The following is a 16,242-nucleotide window of genomic DNA, read 5'->3' as shown; positions in this document are numbered from 1 at the left end:
GCTCCCCCGTGCGGGGGAGACGATCCCCCCGCACGGGGGAGGGAAGGGGGTGGGGCCGGCGGCGACTCTTGAGGCATGAACACGATCGAGATCCGAGAACTCACCAAGGAGTACGGCAACCACCGTGCGGTGGACGGCCTCACCTTCGAAGTCCTGCCCGGGCGGGTCACCGGATTCCTGGGACCCAACGGCGCCGGGAAGTCCACGACGATGCGCCTGCTGCTGGGCCTGGACCGCGCCACATCGGGCTCGGCCACCATCGGCGGCCGGAGGTACCCCGACTTCCCGGACCCGCTCCACCGGGTCGGCGCGCTCCTGGACGCCCAGGCGGCGCACGGCGGTCGCACCGCCCGGGACCACCTCCGCTTCCTGGCCGCGGCCGGCCGTGTGCCGATGCACAGGGTGGACGAGGTCCTGGAGCAGGCCGGGATAGCCTCCGTGGCCAAGCGGCGGATCAAGTCCTTCTCACTCGGCATGCGCCAGCGCCTCGGCATAGCCGCCGCCCTGCTGGGCGACCCCGGGGTGCTCCTGCTGGACGAGCCGACCAACGGCCTCGATCCCGAGGGCATCATCTGGATCCGCGAGCTGATGCGCGGACTCGCCGCCGAAGGACGCACCGTCCTGGTCTCCAGCCACCTGATGTCGGAGACCTCGGCGCTCGCCGACCACCTGGTCGTGCTCGGCAACGGCAAGCTGCTGGCCAACACCTCGATGAAGGAGTTCATCGACGCCCGCAGCACCCAGAGGGTGCGCCTGCGCACCTCCGACCCGATCCGGCTGCGGGCCGCCCTGGCCCGGGACGGCTTCGAGCTGGTGAGCGCGGACGACCGGCGATGGACCGTGGAAGGCCTGCAGGCCGAACAGCTCGGCGCCCTGGCCGCCCGCGAAGGCATCCCCATGCTGGAACTCTCCGACGAGCGCGCCTCGCTGGAGCAGGCCTACCTCGACCTCACGGCCGATCACGCCCAGTTCACCGCAACCCGCTGACTTTCCCTACTTTCAGGAGGCCCCGCCATGCGCGCCGCTCTGCCCACCCTGCCCGTCCTGCACTCGGAATGGATCAAGATACGGTCCCTGCGCGGTACCTTCGGGGCGCTGATGGCCATCTTCGCCGCCACCGCGGGCATCCAGGTGCTGACCGCCGCGGCGATAGGCACGGCCGAGGCCGGCAGCATGGGAGCGGACCCGCTCTACGCGGCCTACTACGGGCTCATCTTCGGCCAGATCGCCGCCATGACCTTCGGGGCGGGCGCCCTGTCCTGCGAGTTCCAGAACGGCGCTCTGCGCACCTCCCTCGCCGCCGTGCCCCAGCGCACCCGGTTCTACTTGTCGAAGATGGCGACGGTGGGCGGACTGGCCCTGCTGGTGGGGCAGATCACCGGGCTGGTCACCTTCGTCGCGGGCCAGGCCTTCATGGGCCCCTACGCGCTGGAGCTCGGCGACCCGGGTACCTACCGCGCCATCGTCGGCTGCGGGCTCTACCTCGCGCTGATGGCCCTGTTCGCGGCCGGACTGGCCGCCGTGCTGCGGAGCGGAACGGCCGTACTGAGCCTGCTCATACCCTTCGTCCTGCTGGTCTCGTTCATCGTCGGCGAGGCTTCGGGCGGCGTGGCCCAGTTCCTGCCGGACCGTGCCGGGCAGATGGTGATGCACTCGCAGGGACAGGAGGGCCTCGGCCCCTGGACCGGCCTCGGCGTGATGGCGTTGTGGACGGGAGCGGCGGTGTTCGGCGGGTGGCTGACGGTGCGGCGCCGGGACGCGTGACGCCGGGCCAGTTGTCAGTGGTGGTCGGGATACTGACGGTATGACCACGGCAGAGCATCTCGACACGATCGACCGGCTCCGGGAGCGGGAGTTCCCCGCCGAGCCGGTCTGGTCCGGCGGGCAGAGCAGCGGCCCCGGTTACCACCTCGTCCCGGTCGGCCGGACCGCGGACTTCTGGGAGGACGGCGGTGCGGGCCGGACCGAGGCCGCCGACCAGATCAACGCCGAATACGGGGCGCTCGCCCAGGCCCTGAGCGACCGGTGGGGAGACCCGCAGATCTTCAGTCTGGGATCGCTGAGGGGCCGCGGGTTCGACGGCGAGGAGATACCGGAGCCGTGGGACGAGCTGAGCAACAGCACCGACCACGTCCACCTGTGGCGGGCCGGCGGTCACTGGCTGGTCGTCTACGTGGCCCAGTGGGACGAGGGCGACCCCTACCTGCTGATGGCAGGGGTCACGGTCGTCGACCCGCCCTAGATTTCGGGGGCTTCGGGGGCTTCGGGGGCTTCGGGGGCTTCGGCGGCCGCGCGGAGGCGGGCGTATTCCTGAGCCATGGACTCGGCGGTCCAGTGGGCGTTGAGGCCGCTGGGGTTGGGCAGGGCCCAGATGCGGGTGGCTCCGATCGTCCGCTCCTGGGGGCCGATCTGGGCCTTCCGCTCGCCGAAGGCGGTGCGGTAGGCGGTGACGCCGACCACGGCCAGCCACTGGGGGCGGAGCAGTTCCACCTTGGCCGACAGGATGCGGCCGCCCTCGCGGAACTCCTCGGCGGTGAGCTCGTCCGCGCGGGCCGTGGCGCGGGCCACGACGTTGGTGATGCCGAGGCGGTAGGTCAGCAGTTCTTCCTGCTCCGCCGGATCCAGACGACGGGGAGTGAAGCCGGACAGGTGCAGGACGGGCCAGAAACGGTTGCCGGGGCGGGCGAAGTGGTGGCCCGTCGCGGCGGAGAGGAGACCTGGGTTGATGCCACAGAAGAGCACGCGCAGACCGCCCGCGACCACGTCCGGGAGGACGCGGTCACGGGCGGCGTCCAGCTCGTCGGGAGTCAGAGGATCGACCCCGGAGCGTACCCGGCTGCCTCCGGGTGCTGCTTGGCGATCGCCTCGATGCGGGAGACCACCGCCGCCACCTGGTCACCCGCCGCGCCGGTGAAGGACAGCTTGTCGGCCATCAGGGCGTCGAGCTGGGCCCGGTCCAGCGGCATCCGCTCGTCGGCGGCCAGCTTGTCGAGCAGTTCGTTGCGCTCGGCGCCCTGCTCGCGCATGGCCAGCGCGGAGGCGACCGCGTGCTCCTTGATGACCTCGTGGGCGGCCTCGCGGCCGACCCCGGCGCGCACCGCACCCATCAGGACCTTGGTGGTCGCGAGGAACGGCAGGTAGCGGTCCAGCTCGCGGGCGACGACCGCCGGGAAGGCGCCGAATTCGTCCAGGACCGTCAGGAAGGTCTCCAGCAGGCCGTCGAAGGCGAAGAACGCGTCCGGCAGGGCCACGCGGCGGACCACGGAGCACGAGACGTCGCCCTCGTTCCACTGGTCACCGGCGAGCTCGCCGGTCATCGAGGCGTAGCCGCGCAGGATGACCATCAGGCCGTTCACACGCTCGCAGGAGCGGGTGTTCATCTTGTGCGGCATCGCGGAGGAGCCGACCTGGCCCGGCTTGAAGCCCTCGGTCACCAGCTCGTGACCAGCCATCAGGCGGATCGTCTTGGCGATCGACGACGGGGCGGCGGCCAGCTGCACCAGGGCGGTGACCACGTCGTAGTCCAGCGAGCGCGGGTAGACCTGGCCGACCGAGGTGAAGGCCTGGGCGAAGCCGAGGTGGGTGGCGATGCGCTGCTCGAGATCGGCGAGCTTGGCCGCGTCGCCGCCGAGCAGGTCGAGCATGTCCTGGGCCGTGCCCACCGGGCCCTTGATCCCGCGCAGCGGGTAGCGCTCCAGGAGGTTCTCCAGGCGATCGTAGGCGACCAGCAGCTCATCGGCAGCCGTCGCGAACCGCTTGCCCAGCGTGGTCGCCTGCGCGGCCACGTTGTGGGAGCGGCCGGCCATGACCAGCTCGGCGTGCTCGCCCGCCAGCTTGCCCAGGCGGGCCAGGACGGCGACCGCCCGGTCCCGGGCCAGTTCCAGCGAGAGCCGGATCTGGAGCTGCTCGACGTTCTCGGTGAGGTCGCGCGAGGTCATGCCCTTGTGGACGTGCTCGTGGCCGGCGAGGGCGTTGAACTCCTCGATGCGGGCCTTCACGTCGTGCCGGGTGACCTTCTCACGCTCGGCGATGGAGGCCAGGTCGACGGTCTCCAGGACGCGCTCGTAGTCGGCGAGGGCCGCGTCGGGGACCTCGATGCCGAGGTCCTTCTGGGCGCGCAGCACGGCGAGCCACAGCCGCCGCTCCAGCGTCACCTTGTACTCGGGGGACCACAGGACGGCGAGCTCCGCAGAGGCGTAGCGGCCGGCCAGGACATTGGGGATGCGGGGCTTGGCAGTCACGTAGAGGGATTCTACTTGGGCCGCCGCTGTGTGTTTACGCAGGTAGGGACCCCGGTCCCGATTGTGCCTTGCTACGAGAGCCGATCCCCGGCCACGGGCTCGTACGGGAGCAGTTCCGGGCGCTTGGCCGGACGGCCGTCGCCGGAGGAGCGGCCCGTCAGGCGGCGGCCGACCCAGGGCAGCAGGTGCTGGCGGGCGAAGCTCAGGTCCTGGGACCGGCGTACGGCCCAGCCGGCGGGCGTCGCGGCGGGCAGTTCCGTGCGCCAGTCCTGCTCGGCCGGCAGGCCCAAAGCCTGCCAGACGGCCTCCGCCACCCGGCGGTGGCCCTCGGCCGTCAGATGCAGCCGGTCGACGTCCCACATGCGCGGGTCGCCGAGCGCCGGAGCACCGTACAGGTCGACCACCAGGGCGCCGTGCCGTGCGGCGAGCTCCTCGATGATGGCGAAGAGCTCCTCCATGCGCGGACGGAAGCGTTCCATGACCGGCCCGTTGCGCCCCGGGGAGCGCATCAGGACGAGGTGCTTGCAGGACGGGGCGAGGAGTTCCACGGCCGCCTCCAGGTGGCCCCGGACCCGGCCCATGTCCACCTTGGGGCGCAGGGTGTCGTTCAGTCCGCCGACCAGCGTGACCACGTCGGCGCCCATGGCCGCCGCGACCGGAGCCTGGTCCTCGGCGATCTGCCCGATCAGCTTCCCGCGGACCGCCAGGTTCGCGTAGCGGAAGCCCGGCTCGCGCGCCGCGAGACGGGCGGCCAGCAGGTCGGCCCAGCCCCGGTAGGAGCCGTCGGGCAGCAGGTCGGACATGCCCTCGGTGAAGGAGTCGCCGACCGCGACGAAACTGGTGTAAGACGCATTCATCTCCATGGCGGAGCCATGTTACCGCGCAGTACCCCGGCCTCGGAGGGCCGGGGGACCGCACCGGTCAGGCGGAAGCCGGCTTGCCGAACAGCTCCCGCAGCACGTCCTCCATGGTCACCAGCCCCGTCATCGCACCGTCCGGCCCCAGTACGGCGGCCAGGTGCGTCCGGCTGCGCCGCATGGCGGTCAGCACGTCGTCCAGCGGGGTTTCCGCCCGCACCTGGGCGATCGGCCGCAGGTCCGACACCGGGAAGGGTTCCTCGCGCGCGTCCGGCTCCGCGTCCAGAGCGTCCTTGACGTGCAGGTACCCCAGGATCCGGTGCTGGGCGTCGATCACCGGGAAACGGGAGTACCCCGTCTGCGCCGACATCCGCTCCAGCCTCGCCGGCGTGACGCCCTCGCGCGCCGACACCACCCGGTCCGCCGGCAGCACCACATCGGTGACCGGCCGCCGGCCCAGCTCCAGGGCGTCGTGCAGGCGCTCGCTCGCCCGGTCGTCCAGGAGCCCCGCCTTGCTGGAGTCCTTGACCATCCGTGCCAGTTCGTCGTCCGAGAAGCTCGCCGAGACCTCACCCTTCACCTCCACCCGCAGCAGCCGCAGCAGGGTGTTGGCGAACGCGTTGATCGCGAAGATCACCGGCCGCAGCGCCCGGGTCAGGGCCACCAGCGGCGGCCCCAGCAACAGCGCGGTGCGCACCGGTTCGGCCAGCGCCACGTTCTTCGGCACCATCTCGCCGAAGAGCATGTGCAGGTACGTCGCCAGCGCCAGCGCCACCACGAACGAGATCGCGTGGCTCACGCCGCCCGGGACCCCGACGAGGTCCAGCAGAGGCGTCAGCAGGTGCGCGATGGCGGGCTCGGCCACCACACCCAGCACCAGGGTGCACAGGGTGATGCCGAGCTGGGCGGCCGCCATCAGGGCCGAAACGTGCTCCAGACCCCACAGCACCGCGCGGGCCCGCCGGTCGTCCTGCTCGGCGTACGGCTCGATCTGGCTGCGCCGGACCGAGATCAGCGCGAACTCCGCGCCGACGAAGAAGGCGTTGACGACCAGGGTCGCCAGGCCGATCAGCAGCTGGATCGCGGTCATCGGCCCCCCTCCCCGCTCCGTGCGTTCGTTTCGCCGCCCGGCTCGGGCGGTACGTGCAGCAGCACCCGCGAGGCCCGCCGCCCGACGGCGTCCACCACGTCCAGCCGCCAGCCGTCCAGCTCCAGGCTGTCGCCGACGGACGGGATCCGGCCCAGCTCGGTCGCCATCAGCCCGGCCAGGGTCTCGTACGGTCCTTCGGGCACGCGCAGTCCGATCCCCAGGAGCTGGTCCGTGCGGACCGCGCCGTCGGCGGAGTAGAGCAGGCGCCCGTCCTCGTCCGTGCCGGCCTGGGCCAGGTCCGGGGTCTCGTGCGGGTCGTGCTCGTCGCGGACCTCACCGACGACCTCCTCGACGATGTCCTCCAGGGTCGCCACGCCGGCCGTGCCGCCGTACTCGTCGATGACCACGGCCATCGTCTGCTTGCCGGACAGCCGGTCCAGCAGCCGGTCCACGGTCAGCGACTCCGGTACCAGCAGCGGCTCGCGCAGCAGCTGCGAGACCGGGCGCCGGTGGCGCTCCTCGGCGGGCAGGGCCAGCACGTCCTTGATGTGGACGGTGCCGACGACCGTGTCGAGGCTGCCCCGGTACACCGGGAAGCGGGACAGGCCGGTGGCCAGCGTCGCGTTCGCCACGTCCTCCGCCGTCGTCTGCACGTCGAGGGCGGTGACCTGCACGCGCGGGGTCATCACGTTCTCCGCGGTCAGGTCGGCCAGGTTCAGGGTGCGGACGAACAGTTCGGCGGTGTCCTTCTCCAGGGCGCCCGCCTTGGCCGAGTGCCGCGCCAGGGCGACCAGCTCCTGCGGGGTGCGGGCAGAGGCCAGCTCCTCGGCCGGCTCCAACCCGAAACGGCGCACCATGTGGTTCGCGGTGGTGTTGAGGTGGCTGATCAGGGGCTTGAAGACCCGGCTGAACACCCGCTGGAAGGTCGCGACGCGCTTGGCGATCGCCAGCGGGGAGGAGATCGCCCAGTTCTTGGGCACCAGCTCGCCGACCACCATCAGAACGATGGTCGACAGGACCGTGCCGAGGACCAGGGCGGTGGAGGAAGCGGCACCGGTCGACAGCCCCATGGCCTTGAACGGGCCCTGGAGCAGCGCGGCGATCGACGGCTTCGAGATCATGCCGATGACCAGGCCGGTCACGGTGATGCCGAGCTGGGCGCCGGAGAGCTGGAACGTCAGGGTCCGGACGGCGGCCAGAGCGCTGTCGGCTCCGCCCTCGCCCCGCGCGACGGCCTCGTCGAGCTGGCTGCGCTCGACGGTGGTCAGCGAGAACTCGGCCGCGACGAAGACTCCGCAGGCAAGGCAGAGCAGCAGTGCCACGACGAGCAGGAGCACTTCGGTCATCGGTCGCTCACCTCCGTCCCAGGATCGGCCAGGAGGCGGGGTGCCGCGCGATGTCGCGAACGGGGGAAAGGGGAATGTCGTGGACTGGGAGGCTCGCCCATGGGCGGACGCTCACACCTTTCAATCAGGAGGACTTTGCCCCCATGGTAAAGGACGGGCAAAGAGAGGGGATCATTCTTTTGGCGGAGCGGGGCCGGATGATGGGATCCCGGCATGAGCGATCTTCACATCGGCCCTGCCTCGACGACCGATCTCGGCGCCGTACTGGACTTCTGGAAGGCCGCCGCCGAGGGGACGAGTATCAGCGACGATCCCGCCGGGGTCGAGCGGCTCCACGCACGCGACCCGCAGGCCCTGCTGCTCGCCCGCCGTGACGGTGAGCTCGTCGGCACCGTGATCGCCGGCTTCGACGGCTGGCGCTGCCACCTGTACCGGCTGGCCGTGCACCCCCGACACCGCAGGCAGGGCATCGGGACCGCCCTGCTGGCCGCGGCCGAGGAGCGCTTCGAGGCGCTCGGGGGGCGGCGCGGCGACGCCATGGTGCTCGACCGCAACGCATCGGCGCACCGGGCGTGGGACGCGGCCGGCTACCGGCCGCAGGAGCAGTGGACCCGCTGGGTCAAGCCACTCGGCGCGCCGACCCGATGACGCAGTAGGACGTCGGGAACGCCGGCCCGCGCTCCGGCAGCCGGAAGCTGCGCCGGGAGACGATCCGGAACCCGGCCGCCTCCACCGCGGCGAGCGGGTCGCGGGAGGTGTGGCAGCCGCCGAAGAGGAACGGCCAGACGGTACGGTCCAGCGCGCGCTGGACGGCGGCCATGCCGGGGCCGGGTGCCAGCCCGTGCTCGAAGAAGCGGAGTTCGGCGCCGGGGCGGAGCACGCGGTGGAGTTCGGCGAGGGAGCGGGGCAGGTCCTGTACGGAGCACAGCACCAGCGAGGCGACGGCGGCGTCGAAGGCCTCGCTCTTGACCGGGAGGGCCTCGGCGGTGGCGGGTACGAGGTCCACCGGGACCTCGACGCGCAGGGCGGCCTGCGTGGCGAGGCGGCGGAGGGTGCGGTCCGGTTCCACGGCGACGACCTCGGAGACGGCGCGGGGGTAGTGCGGGAAGTTCAGGCCGTTCCCGGCGCCGATCTCGATGACGCGGCCGGACACCCCGCGCAGGAGCTCGCGGCGGAGGGCGGCGAGGCCGCCGCGGGTCTCGGCGGTTTGGCTCGCGCGGGCGTAGAAGCGGGCGAAGACGGGGTGGTGTACCGGGTCGCGGCGCGGCGGCATGGCGGACCTCCCGGGCGGTGGGGGTGGGTGTACCCGTGCCTTTGCCTTCAGCGTGCCCGGGTCGGCGGGCCCTCATCCCTGGGGAGCCGTGCCGTTGCCGGCCGGTGGCCGGCGTGGGCGGGCCGGGGCTGGGCCCCGGGCCCCGGCCGAGGGCGCGGCTTCGGTGCCGGGGCGCTGCCCCGGACCCCGCGCCTCAAACGCCGGCGGGGCTGGGTTGTGCCCCCCGGGGGCTGAGTGTGCCTTGGGGCCTTGGCGTGGTCGGTGCCACTGGTCCCGCCGAGGGTGCGGCTTCGGTGCCGGGGCGCTGCCCCGGGCCCCGTGCCTCGAGTGCCGGCGGGGCTGGGTTGGGCCCCCGGGGGCTGGGTGTGCCTTGGGGCCTTGGTGTGGTGGGTGTCGCTGGCCCGGCTGCGGGCGTGGCTTCGGTGGCGGGGCGCTGCCCCGGGCCCCGCGCCTCAAACGCCGGCGGGGCTGGGTTGTGCCCCCCGGGGCTGGGTGTGCCTTGGGGCCTTGGTGTGGTGGGTGCCGCTGGCCCGGCTGGGGGTGTGGCTGCGGTGGCGGGGTGCTGTCCCGGGCCCCGTGCCTCGAGTGCCGGCGGGGCTGGGGGTGTGGCTTCGGTGTTGGGGTGTTGTCCCGGGCGCCGCGCCTCGGGTGCCGGCGGGGCTGGGTTGGGCTCCCCGGGGGCGGGTGAGGCTAGGGGGCGGGGGGTGTCCAGGTGGTCAGGAACGAGGTGGGGGACCAGGTGCCCGAGAGGGTGGGGGAGAGCCAGGTGGGGGACGTCGTGCGGAAGAGGGGTGGGGGGAGGGTGGCGGAGCCTTCCGGGATCGCGCCCAGGAGGGGGATGCCCGAGGACGTGGGGAGGTCCGCCAGGTTGCAGCGGGAGGCCAGGTCCGGGGACGCGGGCCAGCTGCCGACGACCAGGCCCAGCGGGGTCAGGTTCCGCGCCCGGAGGGCCTCCGCCGTCAAGGTGGTGGCGTTGAGGGTGCCGAGGCCCGCCGCGGCCACCACCAGGACCGGCGCGCCCAGCAGCACGGCGGCGTCGGCCAGGGTGTGGCCCGCCTCGTCGAAGCGGACCAGCAGCCCGCCCGCGCCCTCCACCAGGACCAGGTCGTGGTGGAGCGACAGCTCGCGGGCGGCCTCGGCGATGTCGGCCGGGGAGAGCGTCGGCAGCCCGGCCCGGCGGGCCGCCGTGTCCGGCGCCAACGGCTCCGGATAGCGCGCCAGTTCCACCGCCGTGACGGAGGGTCCGGCCAGCCGGGCCACCTCCGCCGCGTCGCCCGGTTCGTCCGGGCCGACACCCGTCTGGGCGGGCTTGAGCACCGCCACCGAGCGGCCGGCGGCCACCGCCGCGGCCGCGATCGCCGACGTGACCACGGTCTTGCCGACCTCCGTGCCCGTACCGGACACGACCAGAACGGACATCTCAGCCTTCCTGCGCCGCAGCGCACACCGCACGGCAGATCCGGGCGACATCGGTGTCGCCCGTGACGAACGGCGGCATGGTGTAGATCAGGTCCCGGAAGGGGCGCAGCCACACGCCTTCCCGTACCGCCGCCGCGGTGGCGGCCGCCATGTCGACCTCGTGGTCCAGCTGGACCACGCCGATCGCGCCCAGGACCCGTACGTCCCGTACGCCGGGCAGCCCCGCCGCGGCCGCCAGGCCCTCGCGCAGCCCTGCCTCGATCCGCTTGACCTCGGCCGCCCAGTCCTGGCCGAGCAGCAGCTCGATCGAGGCGAGCGCCACGGCCGTCGCGAGGGGGTTGCCCATGAAGGTCGGCCCGTGCGCGAGCACCGGAACCTCGCCCCGCGAGATCCCGTCGGCCACCCGCTCCGTGCACAGCGTCGCCGCCAGCGTGAGGTAACCGCCCGTCAGGGACTTGCCCAGGCACATCACGTCCGGCGTGATCCCCGCGTGGTCCGCGGCGAAGAGCGCGCCGGTGCGGCCGAAGCCCGTCGCGATCTCGTCGAGGATGAGCAGGACCCCGTACTCGTCGCACAGCTCGCGCAGCACCCGCAGATGGGCGGGGTTGTGGAAGCGCATGCCGCCCGCGCCCTGCACCACCGGCTCCACGATCACCGCCGCCAGCTCGTCCGCGTGGGCGGCGATCAGGGAGCGCAGGTGGTCCGTGTACGCGGGGTCCAGGGGGGTGTCGAAGTCGCCGGGCGGCGCGTCCGCGAACACCTGCCGCGGCAGGTGGCCCTGCCACAGCTCGTGCATTCCGCCCTGGGGGTCGCACACGGCCATCGGCTGCCACGTGTCCCCGTGGTAGCCGCCGCGCCAGGTCAGCAGGCGGGTCTTGCCCGTCCGGCCGAGCGAACGCCAGTACTGAAGGCACATCTTGACCGCGACCTCGACGGACACCGAGCCCGAGTCGGAGAGGAAGACGTGCTCCAGCCCGGCCGGGGTGATCTCGACGAGCTTCGCGGCGAGCCGGACGGCGGGCTCGTGGGTGAGCCCGCCGAACATCACGTGCGACATCCGGCCCAGCTGGGTGGTCGCGGCCTCGTTCAGCACCGGGTGGTTGTAGCCGTGGATGGCCGACCACCAGGAGGACATGCCGTCGACCAGCTCCTCGTGACCCTGACCCTGGGACGGGTCGGCGAGCCGCAGCCGGACCCCCGAGGCGGAGGCGATGACCAGCGGCTCCTGCCGCCCGGGCATCGGGCCGTACGGGTGCCAGACGTGCTGCCGGTCCAGCGCGAGCAGGTCCGCGCCGGACAGCGGCTGACCGAGCTGATCGAGCTGATCGAGCGGATGCCGCCGGTCGAGCGGATCGTGCGGATGGTGCAGGTCAGGCATTGGGGGCGAGGTCCGTTCCCGCGCCGCGGCGGCGGACCGCCACCAGGTCCGAGCGGACCTCCCCGGCCTCCGCCTGCGCCGCTACGGGCGCCGGTTCCGCGTGCCCGGAGCAGCCGCCGCAGGCCGAGCCGCAGCCGGCCTCCCCGGCGGAGTCGGCGGTTCCGGCGGAGCCCGCCGAACCACAGACCGAGGCGCCGCCACCGTGCGAGCCGCAGCCGCCCGCAGCGGCCGCTTCCGCCACGTCGGACCGGTGGGCCGGGAGCGTGGTCGTACCCGCGCCCTCCACCTCGAAACCGGCGTCCGCGATCATGTCGAGGTCCGCCTGACCGGCCTGGCCCTCACTGGTCAGGTAGTCGCCCAGGAAGATCGAGTTCACCAGGTGCAGGGCCAGCGGCTGCATGGAGCGCAGGTGCACCTCGCGCCCGCCCGCGAGCCGGACCTCGACGTCGGGGCAGACGAACCGGACCATCGCGAGGATCCGCAGGGCGCGCTGGGGGGTGAGGTTCCACTCCTTGGCGAGCGGGGTGCCCTCGAAGGGGATCAGGAAGTTGACCGGTACCGAGTCGGGGTCCAGCTCGCGCAGCGAGTAGACGACGTCGACGAGGTCCTCGTCGCTCTCGCCCATGCCCGCGATCAGACCTGAGCAGGCGGACAGGCCCGCCGCGTGCGCCTTCTGCACGGTGTCCACGCGGTCCGCGTAGGTGTGCGTCTTGGTGATCGCGCCGTACGTGGCTTCCGAGGTGTTCAGGTTGTGGTTGTACGCGTCCGCGCCCGCGTCGCGCAGCCGCTCGGCCTGGCCGTCGGAGAGCAGGCCCAGGCAGGCGCAGACCTCGACGCCCTCGTTCTGCTCCTTGATCGCGGCGATCGTCTTGCCGACCCGCTCCACGTCCCGGTCCGTCGGTCCGCGGCCGCTCGCGACCAGGCAGACGCGCTTGGCGCCGCCCGCGACACCGGCCGCCGCGGCCTGGGAGGCCTCCTCCGGCTTCAGCCAGGTGTACTTGAGGATCTCGGCCTTCGAGCCGAGGCGCTGCGAGCAGTAGGAGCAGTCCTCCGGGCACAGGCCCGACTTCAGGTTGACCAGGTAGTTGAGCTTGACCCGGCGGCCGAACCACTGGCGGCGCACCTTGCCGGCCGCGGCCACCACGTCGAGCAGTTCGTCGTCGGAAGTCGCCAGTACGGCGAGCGCCTCTTCGCGGGTCGGCAGCTCGCGCCGCAGCCCCTTGTCCACCAGGGTGTTCAGCAGGTCCATGAGGCCGATCCTGGACCACACCACCACTCCCAGCCAAGGAGAGATCGAACAACATGGCCGGATGGGAGTGTGTGTATCGCCACACCTGGCACAGAAGTCACGGCCGCTAGGGTCGGGCAGGTCTGTGGACTGCCGACAAAACACGAGGACCTGCCGATGCCCCAGCACACTCCCGATCCGGTGGACGTCTTCGCCTGGATCGATGCCGCGGAACGCGCCCGGGAAGAGGCGGGGCTCGTCCGTACGCTGCGGCCGCGCCCGGCGGACTCCCCGCTGCTGGACCTCGCGAGCAACGACTACCTCGGGCTGTCCCGGCATCCGGAGACCGTCCGCGGCGCACAGGAGGCCGCCGAGCGGTGGGGCGGCGGAGCCACCGGTTCGCGTCTCGTGACGGGCACGACCGAGCTGCACGCGGAGCTCGAGCGGGAGCTGGCCGCCTTCTGCGGGTTCGAGGCCGCGCTGGTCCTCTCCTCCGGTTACGCGGCCAACCTGGCCGCCGTGACCGCGCTCAGCGACCGCGGGACCCTGGTCGTCTCCGACGCCGGGAACCACGCCTCGATCGTCGACGGCTGCCGCCTCTCGCGCGCCGAGACCGCCGTGATCGCGCATTCCGACCCCGACACCGCGCGCAAGACGCTGGCCGCGCACGAGGGCCGGGCGCTGCTGGTCACCGACTCGGTGTTCTCCGTCGACGGGGACGCCGCCCCGCTCGCCGGCTACGCGGCGGCCTGCCGTGACGAGGGCGCGGCCCTGCTCGTGGACGACGCGCACGGTCTGGGCGTCCTGGGGGAGGGCGGCCGCGGCGCGCTGTACGCCGCCGGACTCGCGGGGGCTCCGGGGGTGGTGGCCACGCTCACCCTGTCGAAGTCGCTGGGCAGCCAGGGCGGCGCCGTGCTGGGTCCGGCCAAAGTCATCCGGCACCTGGTCAACACCGCGCGCACCTTCATCTTCGACACGGGGCTGGCCCCGGCCGCCGCGGGCGCGGCGCTGGCGAGCCTGCGCCTGCTCCGGCGGGAACCGGAACGCGCCGCCCGCGCCCGCGAGGTGGCCGACCGGCTGTACGGGCGGCTCACCGCGTCCGGCCTGACCGCGGCCCGGCCGGACGCGGCCGTGGTGTCGGTGCGGGCCCCGTCGGCCCCGGCGGCACTGCGCTGGGCCGCCGACTGCCGGGAGGCAGGACTGTCCGTGGGGTGCTTCCGGCCGCCGTCGGTACCGGACGGCATCTCCCGGCTGCGGCTGACCGCCCGGGCCGATCTCACGGGGGAGGAGATCGATCAGGCCGTCGGAACGATTCTGCAGACCGCACCGGCCGGAGCCACGGACCGCTAGGACGTCAGCAGGGCACGTCCGTTCGTACGCTCGCGAGGAAGCCGGTCCAGGCCGGCCCGGTGAAGAGCACAGCCGGGCCGTCCGTCCGCTTGGAGTCGCGGACGGCCAGCAGGCCGCCGCCGAGGACGGCCGCTTCCACGCAATTGTTCATTCCGGTACTGCGGCTGCTCCGCCGCCACCGCGCGCTGATCAGAAGTCCGCTGCTGGATAAGGGGGTTGCGGACACGGGGGTGCCTCCTTACGCGTCGTCAGCGAGTGAGCTGATGAGATCCGACGAGTCCTGGGGCGGGAGGGCGTGCTCCTGAATGGTGCGGAACGCGGCGCTGTACGCCTCAAGGTCTTCCTTCCGCTCCAGATAGAGGCTACTCGTCAAATGGTCGAGTACCACCACATCCAGATCGGCGATGTTCGGGAATGAGAAAATCACGAACGGCCCGGTGAGGCCGAGATGGCCCCCCACACTGAACGGCAATACCTGAAGTCGGACTTGGGGCAGTCGCCCCACTTCCACCAGGTGTCTCAACTGCCCCGCCATCACCCCCGGCCCCCCGATCTGCCGGCGCAGCACCGCCTCGTCCAGTACGGCGCTCAGCTCCAGCGGCGGATCGGCCCGCAGCACCTTCTGGCGCGCCAGCCGTACCTCGACCAGCGCGTCCACCTTCGGCTCCGGCAGCCCGCCCAGCGCGGCCCGGGTCACCGCCCGCGCGTACCCGGCGGTCTGCAGCAGGCCCGGCACCACCGACAGCTCCACCGTGCGCGCCGACCGGGCGCCCGCCTCCAGGCTGATGAAATCCCGGTACTCCTGCGGCAGCAGCCCCCGGTAGTCGTGCCACCACTGGCGGCCCCGCCCGGTGTCGCCCCCCGGGCCGGGGCCGGCCGCCGAGGCCGACAGGGCTTCCAGCAGCGCCCGCTGTTCGGGGCTCACGATCGCCCCGTAGACGTCGAGGAGCAGGCGGATGTCCTCCGGCTTGACCCCGCTGCGACCCGTCTCGATGCGGCTGATCTTCGACTGGTGCCATCCTGCGATCCGGGCCGCCTCACCGCTCGTGAGACCGGACCGGTCACGCAGGGCACGCAGTTCCTCGCCGAGCTTGCGCCGACGCACCGCGGGACCGTGCTGCATACCCGCCTCCTTCCACCGGCACAGCTCGCACCAGTCTGCCGTCCAAATACGCTCTTCCGTAGCAGAGTTCACCGCATTGAGCGACAGATATATGCATATCTTGGGGGAACGGGAGAAACGGCGGGACGATGGGTGGCACTCTGGCGTCCAGCACAGATCCGGGGCGGCTCGGCCCCGGGTGGGAAAGGGACCGTCGCCATGGCAGATCACCAGGAAGCATCCGTCACTCTGCCGAGCGATCCCGCCTCGGTCGCCACTGCCCGACGCTACGTCGCGGAGGTGCTGGGCGAATGGGGACTGCCCGATGACGACACCACCGCCGACAGCGTCCGGCTGATCGTCTCGGAGCTCGCCACCAACGCCGTGCAGCACACGTTCGGCCAGTCGCCCACCTTCACCGTCGACGTCCGGCTCGAGCGCGAGGAGTGGCTGCGCGTCGGGGTCACCGACAGCCACCCGCGCTGGCCCAAGCGGCTGCCGGCCGCCGTCCAGCAGGACAACGGCCGGGGCCTGGTCATCATCCGGTGGCTCACCGCGGAAGCGGGCGGCCGGCTCTCCGTCAGCCCCACCGAGGACGGGGGCAAGACGGTCTGGATCGCGCTGCCCTGGACGGTCGGCGCCCCGGCGAAGACCGCCACCGGCTGCTGACCCCGGGCGGGTGCACCCTGCCGGTGTCACCGGCCGGTGTCACCGGCCCGTGACCCCGGCCGTATACGGAATGGCGATTCAGGGGCCCGTGAGGTGAACCGGGTGCCTTCCCGAAACGTGGGTTAACTCAGCGGAAAAGCGCGGCGCCTAGCGTGGCTCCTCGTTCGTCCGCCAAAGATCACCCATGATCCGGTAAAGCGGCGGTGGTCGGGACGGAATGTCTTTCTCTGCGTGGGGCAAGACTTGCTTGGCTCGGATATCCCCAGGTCAACGGCGTGCTGACGGCCGA

The 16,242-nt window shown here is 72.5% G+C and carries 17 protein-coding genes; 6 read left to right on the top strand and 11 right to left on the bottom strand.

The window, feature by feature from the left end; translation table 11 throughout:
* Nucleotides 1-75: 75 nt before the first annotated feature.
* The 3 genes from ACZ6I1_RS21780 to ACZ6I1_RS21770 are packed head-to-tail and all read left to right on the top strand — an operon-like array spanning nucleotide 76 to nucleotide 2,242.
* Nucleotides 76-987 (top strand): ABC transporter ATP-binding protein, encoded by a 912-nt coding sequence (locus ACZ6I1_RS21780; RefSeq protein WP_469289553.1) that lies wholly within the window; start codon nucleotides 76-78, stop codon nucleotides 985-987.
* A gap of 27 nt (nucleotides 988-1,014) precedes the next feature.
* Nucleotides 1,015-1,764, top strand: a complete 750-nt coding sequence (locus tag ACZ6I1_RS21775) for an ABC transporter permease (RefSeq protein WP_469289551.1) — start codon at nucleotides 1,015-1,017, stop codon at nucleotides 1,762-1,764.
* 40 nt (nucleotides 1,765-1,804) lie between these two features.
* A complete protein-coding gene (locus tag ACZ6I1_RS21770) occupies nucleotides 1,805-2,242 on the top strand; it encodes a hypothetical protein (RefSeq protein ID WP_469289549.1) in 438 nt (145 codons plus the stop codon).
* On the opposite strand, the gene mug is transcribed toward ACZ6I1_RS21770, so the two are convergent.
* The 5 genes from mug to ACZ6I1_RS21745 form a co-directional block, all read right to left on the bottom strand.
* The gene (gene mug / locus ACZ6I1_RS21765; protein ID WP_469289670.1) at nucleotides 2,239-2,811 is read right to left on the bottom strand and encodes a G/U mismatch-specific DNA glycosylase; all 573 of its coding nucleotides are present in this window, start codon (nucleotides 2,809-2,811) and stop codon (nucleotides 2,239-2,241) included. The two genes, ACZ6I1_RS21770 and mug, sit on opposite strands and share 4 nt — an antisense overlap.
* On the bottom strand, nucleotides 2,808-4,241 hold the full coding sequence (gene purB, locus ACZ6I1_RS21760; RefSeq protein WP_469289548.1) for an adenylosuccinate lyase: 1,434 nt from the start codon (nucleotides 4,239-4,241) through the stop codon (nucleotides 2,808-2,810). The genes mug and purB overlap by 4 nt, the downstream gene beginning before the upstream one ends.
* A 71-nt stretch (nucleotides 4,242-4,312) precedes the next feature.
* Entirely contained in the window at nucleotides 4,313-5,104 is a 792-nt protein-coding gene (locus ACZ6I1_RS21755; RefSeq protein ID WP_469289546.1) for an SGNH/GDSL hydrolase family protein, read from the bottom strand.
* A gap of 58 nt (nucleotides 5,105-5,162) precedes the next feature.
* Nucleotides 5,163-6,188, bottom strand: a complete 1,026-nt coding sequence (locus ACZ6I1_RS21750) for a hemolysin family protein (protein ID WP_469289545.1) — start codon at nucleotides 6,186-6,188, stop codon at nucleotides 5,163-5,165.
* The gene (locus ACZ6I1_RS21745; protein WP_469289543.1) at nucleotides 6,185-7,534 is read right to left on the bottom strand and encodes a hemolysin family protein; all 1,350 of its coding nucleotides are present in this window, start codon (nucleotides 7,532-7,534) and stop codon (nucleotides 6,185-6,187) included. The genes ACZ6I1_RS21750 and ACZ6I1_RS21745 overlap by 4 nt, the downstream gene beginning before the upstream one ends.
* A 213-nt stretch (nucleotides 7,535-7,747) precedes the next feature.
* On the opposite strand from ACZ6I1_RS21745, the gene ACZ6I1_RS21740 reads away from it, so the two are divergent.
* Nucleotides 7,748-8,182, top strand: coding sequence for a GNAT family N-acetyltransferase (locus ACZ6I1_RS21740; protein ID WP_469289542.1), 435 nt, complete (start codon nucleotides 7,748-7,750; stop codon nucleotides 8,180-8,182).
* Here ACZ6I1_RS21740 and ACZ6I1_RS21735 read toward each other — a convergent pair.
* The 4 genes from ACZ6I1_RS21735 to bioB form a co-directional block, all read right to left on the bottom strand.
* A complete protein-coding gene (locus tag ACZ6I1_RS21735) occupies nucleotides 8,154-8,807 on the bottom strand; it encodes a class I SAM-dependent methyltransferase (protein ID WP_469289541.1) in 654 nt (217 codons plus the stop codon). The two genes, ACZ6I1_RS21740 and ACZ6I1_RS21735, sit on opposite strands and share 29 nt — an antisense overlap.
* A gap of 690 nt (nucleotides 8,808-9,497) precedes the next feature.
* The gene (gene bioD, locus ACZ6I1_RS21730; protein WP_469289539.1) at nucleotides 9,498-10,226 is read right to left on the bottom strand and encodes a dethiobiotin synthase; all 729 of its coding nucleotides are present in this window, start codon (nucleotides 10,224-10,226) and stop codon (nucleotides 9,498-9,500) included.
* Between the two features lies 1 nt (nucleotide 10,227).
* Nucleotides 10,228-11,466: an adenosylmethionine--8-amino-7-oxononanoate transaminase gene (locus ACZ6I1_RS21725; protein WP_469289667.1), complete on the bottom strand. Its 1,239-nt coding sequence runs from the start codon at nucleotides 11,464-11,466 to the stop codon at nucleotides 10,228-10,230.
* Between the two features lie 130 nt (nucleotides 11,467-11,596).
* Nucleotides 11,597-12,853, bottom strand: a complete 1,257-nt coding sequence (bioB, locus tag ACZ6I1_RS21720; protein WP_469289535.1) for a biotin synthase BioB — start codon at nucleotides 12,851-12,853, stop codon at nucleotides 11,597-11,599.
* A gap of 156 nt (nucleotides 12,854-13,009) precedes the next feature.
* On the opposite strand from bioB, the gene ACZ6I1_RS21715 reads away from it, so the two are divergent.
* Nucleotides 13,010-14,182, top strand: coding sequence for an 8-amino-7-oxononanoate synthase (locus ACZ6I1_RS21715; RefSeq protein ID WP_469289534.1), 1,173 nt, complete (start codon nucleotides 13,010-13,012; stop codon nucleotides 14,180-14,182).
* Nucleotides 14,183-14,186: 4 nt separating this feature from the next.
* Here ACZ6I1_RS21715 and ACZ6I1_RS21710 read toward each other — a convergent pair whose 3' ends face one another.
* Both ACZ6I1_RS21710 and ACZ6I1_RS21705 read right to left on the bottom strand, forming a co-directional pair.
* On the bottom strand, nucleotides 14,187-14,408 hold the full coding sequence (locus ACZ6I1_RS21710) for a DUF397 domain-containing protein (protein ID WP_469289532.1): 222 nt from the start codon (nucleotides 14,406-14,408) through the stop codon (nucleotides 14,187-14,189).
* 12 nt (nucleotides 14,409-14,420) lie between these two features.
* A complete protein-coding gene (locus ACZ6I1_RS21705) occupies nucleotides 14,421-15,305 on the bottom strand; it encodes a helix-turn-helix domain-containing protein (protein ID WP_469289529.1) in 885 nt (294 codons plus the stop codon).
* Between the two features lie 198 nt (nucleotides 15,306-15,503).
* Between ACZ6I1_RS21705 and ACZ6I1_RS21700 the strand changes: the two genes are divergently transcribed.
* A complete protein-coding gene (locus ACZ6I1_RS21700; RefSeq protein ID WP_469289527.1) occupies nucleotides 15,504-15,953 on the top strand; it encodes an ATP-binding protein in 450 nt (149 codons plus the stop codon).
* Nucleotides 15,954-16,242 lie beyond the last annotated feature (289 nt).

It is taken from the genome of Streptomyces sp. NPDC046303 (genome assembly GCF_055588085.1).
The sequence above is the reverse complement of the archived record's forward strand: the minus strand, read 5'-3'. Positions and strand labels throughout refer to the sequence as shown.

Coding starts and splice junctions, on each gene's coding strand:
- ACZ6I1_RS21755 (WP_469289546.1), bottom strand. CDS start 5,104: ATGGAGATGAATGCGTCTTACACCAGTTTCGTCGCGGTCGGCGACTCC.
- ACZ6I1_RS21770 (WP_469289549.1), top strand. CDS start 1,805: ATGACCACGGCAGAGCATCTCGACACGATCGACCGGCTCCGGGAGCGG.
- ACZ6I1_RS21740 (WP_469289542.1), top strand. CDS start 7,748: ATGAGCGATCTTCACATCGGCCCTGCCTCGACGACCGATCTCGGCGCC.
- ACZ6I1_RS21775 (WP_469289551.1), top strand. CDS start 1,015: ATGCGCGCCGCTCTGCCCACCCTGCCCGTCCTGCACTCGGAATGGATC.
- ACZ6I1_RS21700 (WP_469289527.1), top strand. CDS start 15,504: ATGGCAGATCACCAGGAAGCATCCGTCACTCTGCCGAGCGATCCCGCC.
- ACZ6I1_RS21705 (WP_469289529.1), bottom strand. CDS start 15,305: ATGCAGCACGGTCCCGCGGTGCGTCGGCGCAAGCTCGGCGAGGAACTG.
- ACZ6I1_RS21725 (WP_469289667.1), bottom strand. CDS start 11,466: ATGCCCGGGCGGCAGGAGCCGCTGGTCATCGCCTCCGCCTCGGGGGTC.
- bioB (WP_469289535.1), bottom strand. CDS start 12,853: ATGGACCTGCTGAACACCCTGGTGGACAAGGGGCTGCGGCGCGAGCTG.
- ACZ6I1_RS21735 (WP_469289541.1), bottom strand. CDS start 8,807: ATGCCGCCGCGCCGCGACCCGGTACACCACCCCGTCTTCGCCCGCTTC.
- ACZ6I1_RS21715 (WP_469289534.1), top strand. CDS start 13,010: ATGCCCCAGCACACTCCCGATCCGGTGGACGTCTTCGCCTGGATCGAT.
- ACZ6I1_RS21750 (WP_469289545.1), bottom strand. CDS start 6,188: ATGACCGCGATCCAGCTGCTGATCGGCCTGGCGACCCTGGTCGTCAAC.
- ACZ6I1_RS21780 (WP_469289553.1), top strand. CDS start 76: ATGAACACGATCGAGATCCGAGAACTCACCAAGGAGTACGGCAACCAC.
- bioD (WP_469289539.1), bottom strand. CDS start 10,226: ATGTCCGTTCTGGTCGTGTCCGGTACGGGCACGGAGGTCGGCAAGACC.
- ACZ6I1_RS21745 (WP_469289543.1), bottom strand. CDS start 7,534: ATGACCGAAGTGCTCCTGCTCGTCGTGGCACTGCTGCTCTGCCTTGCC.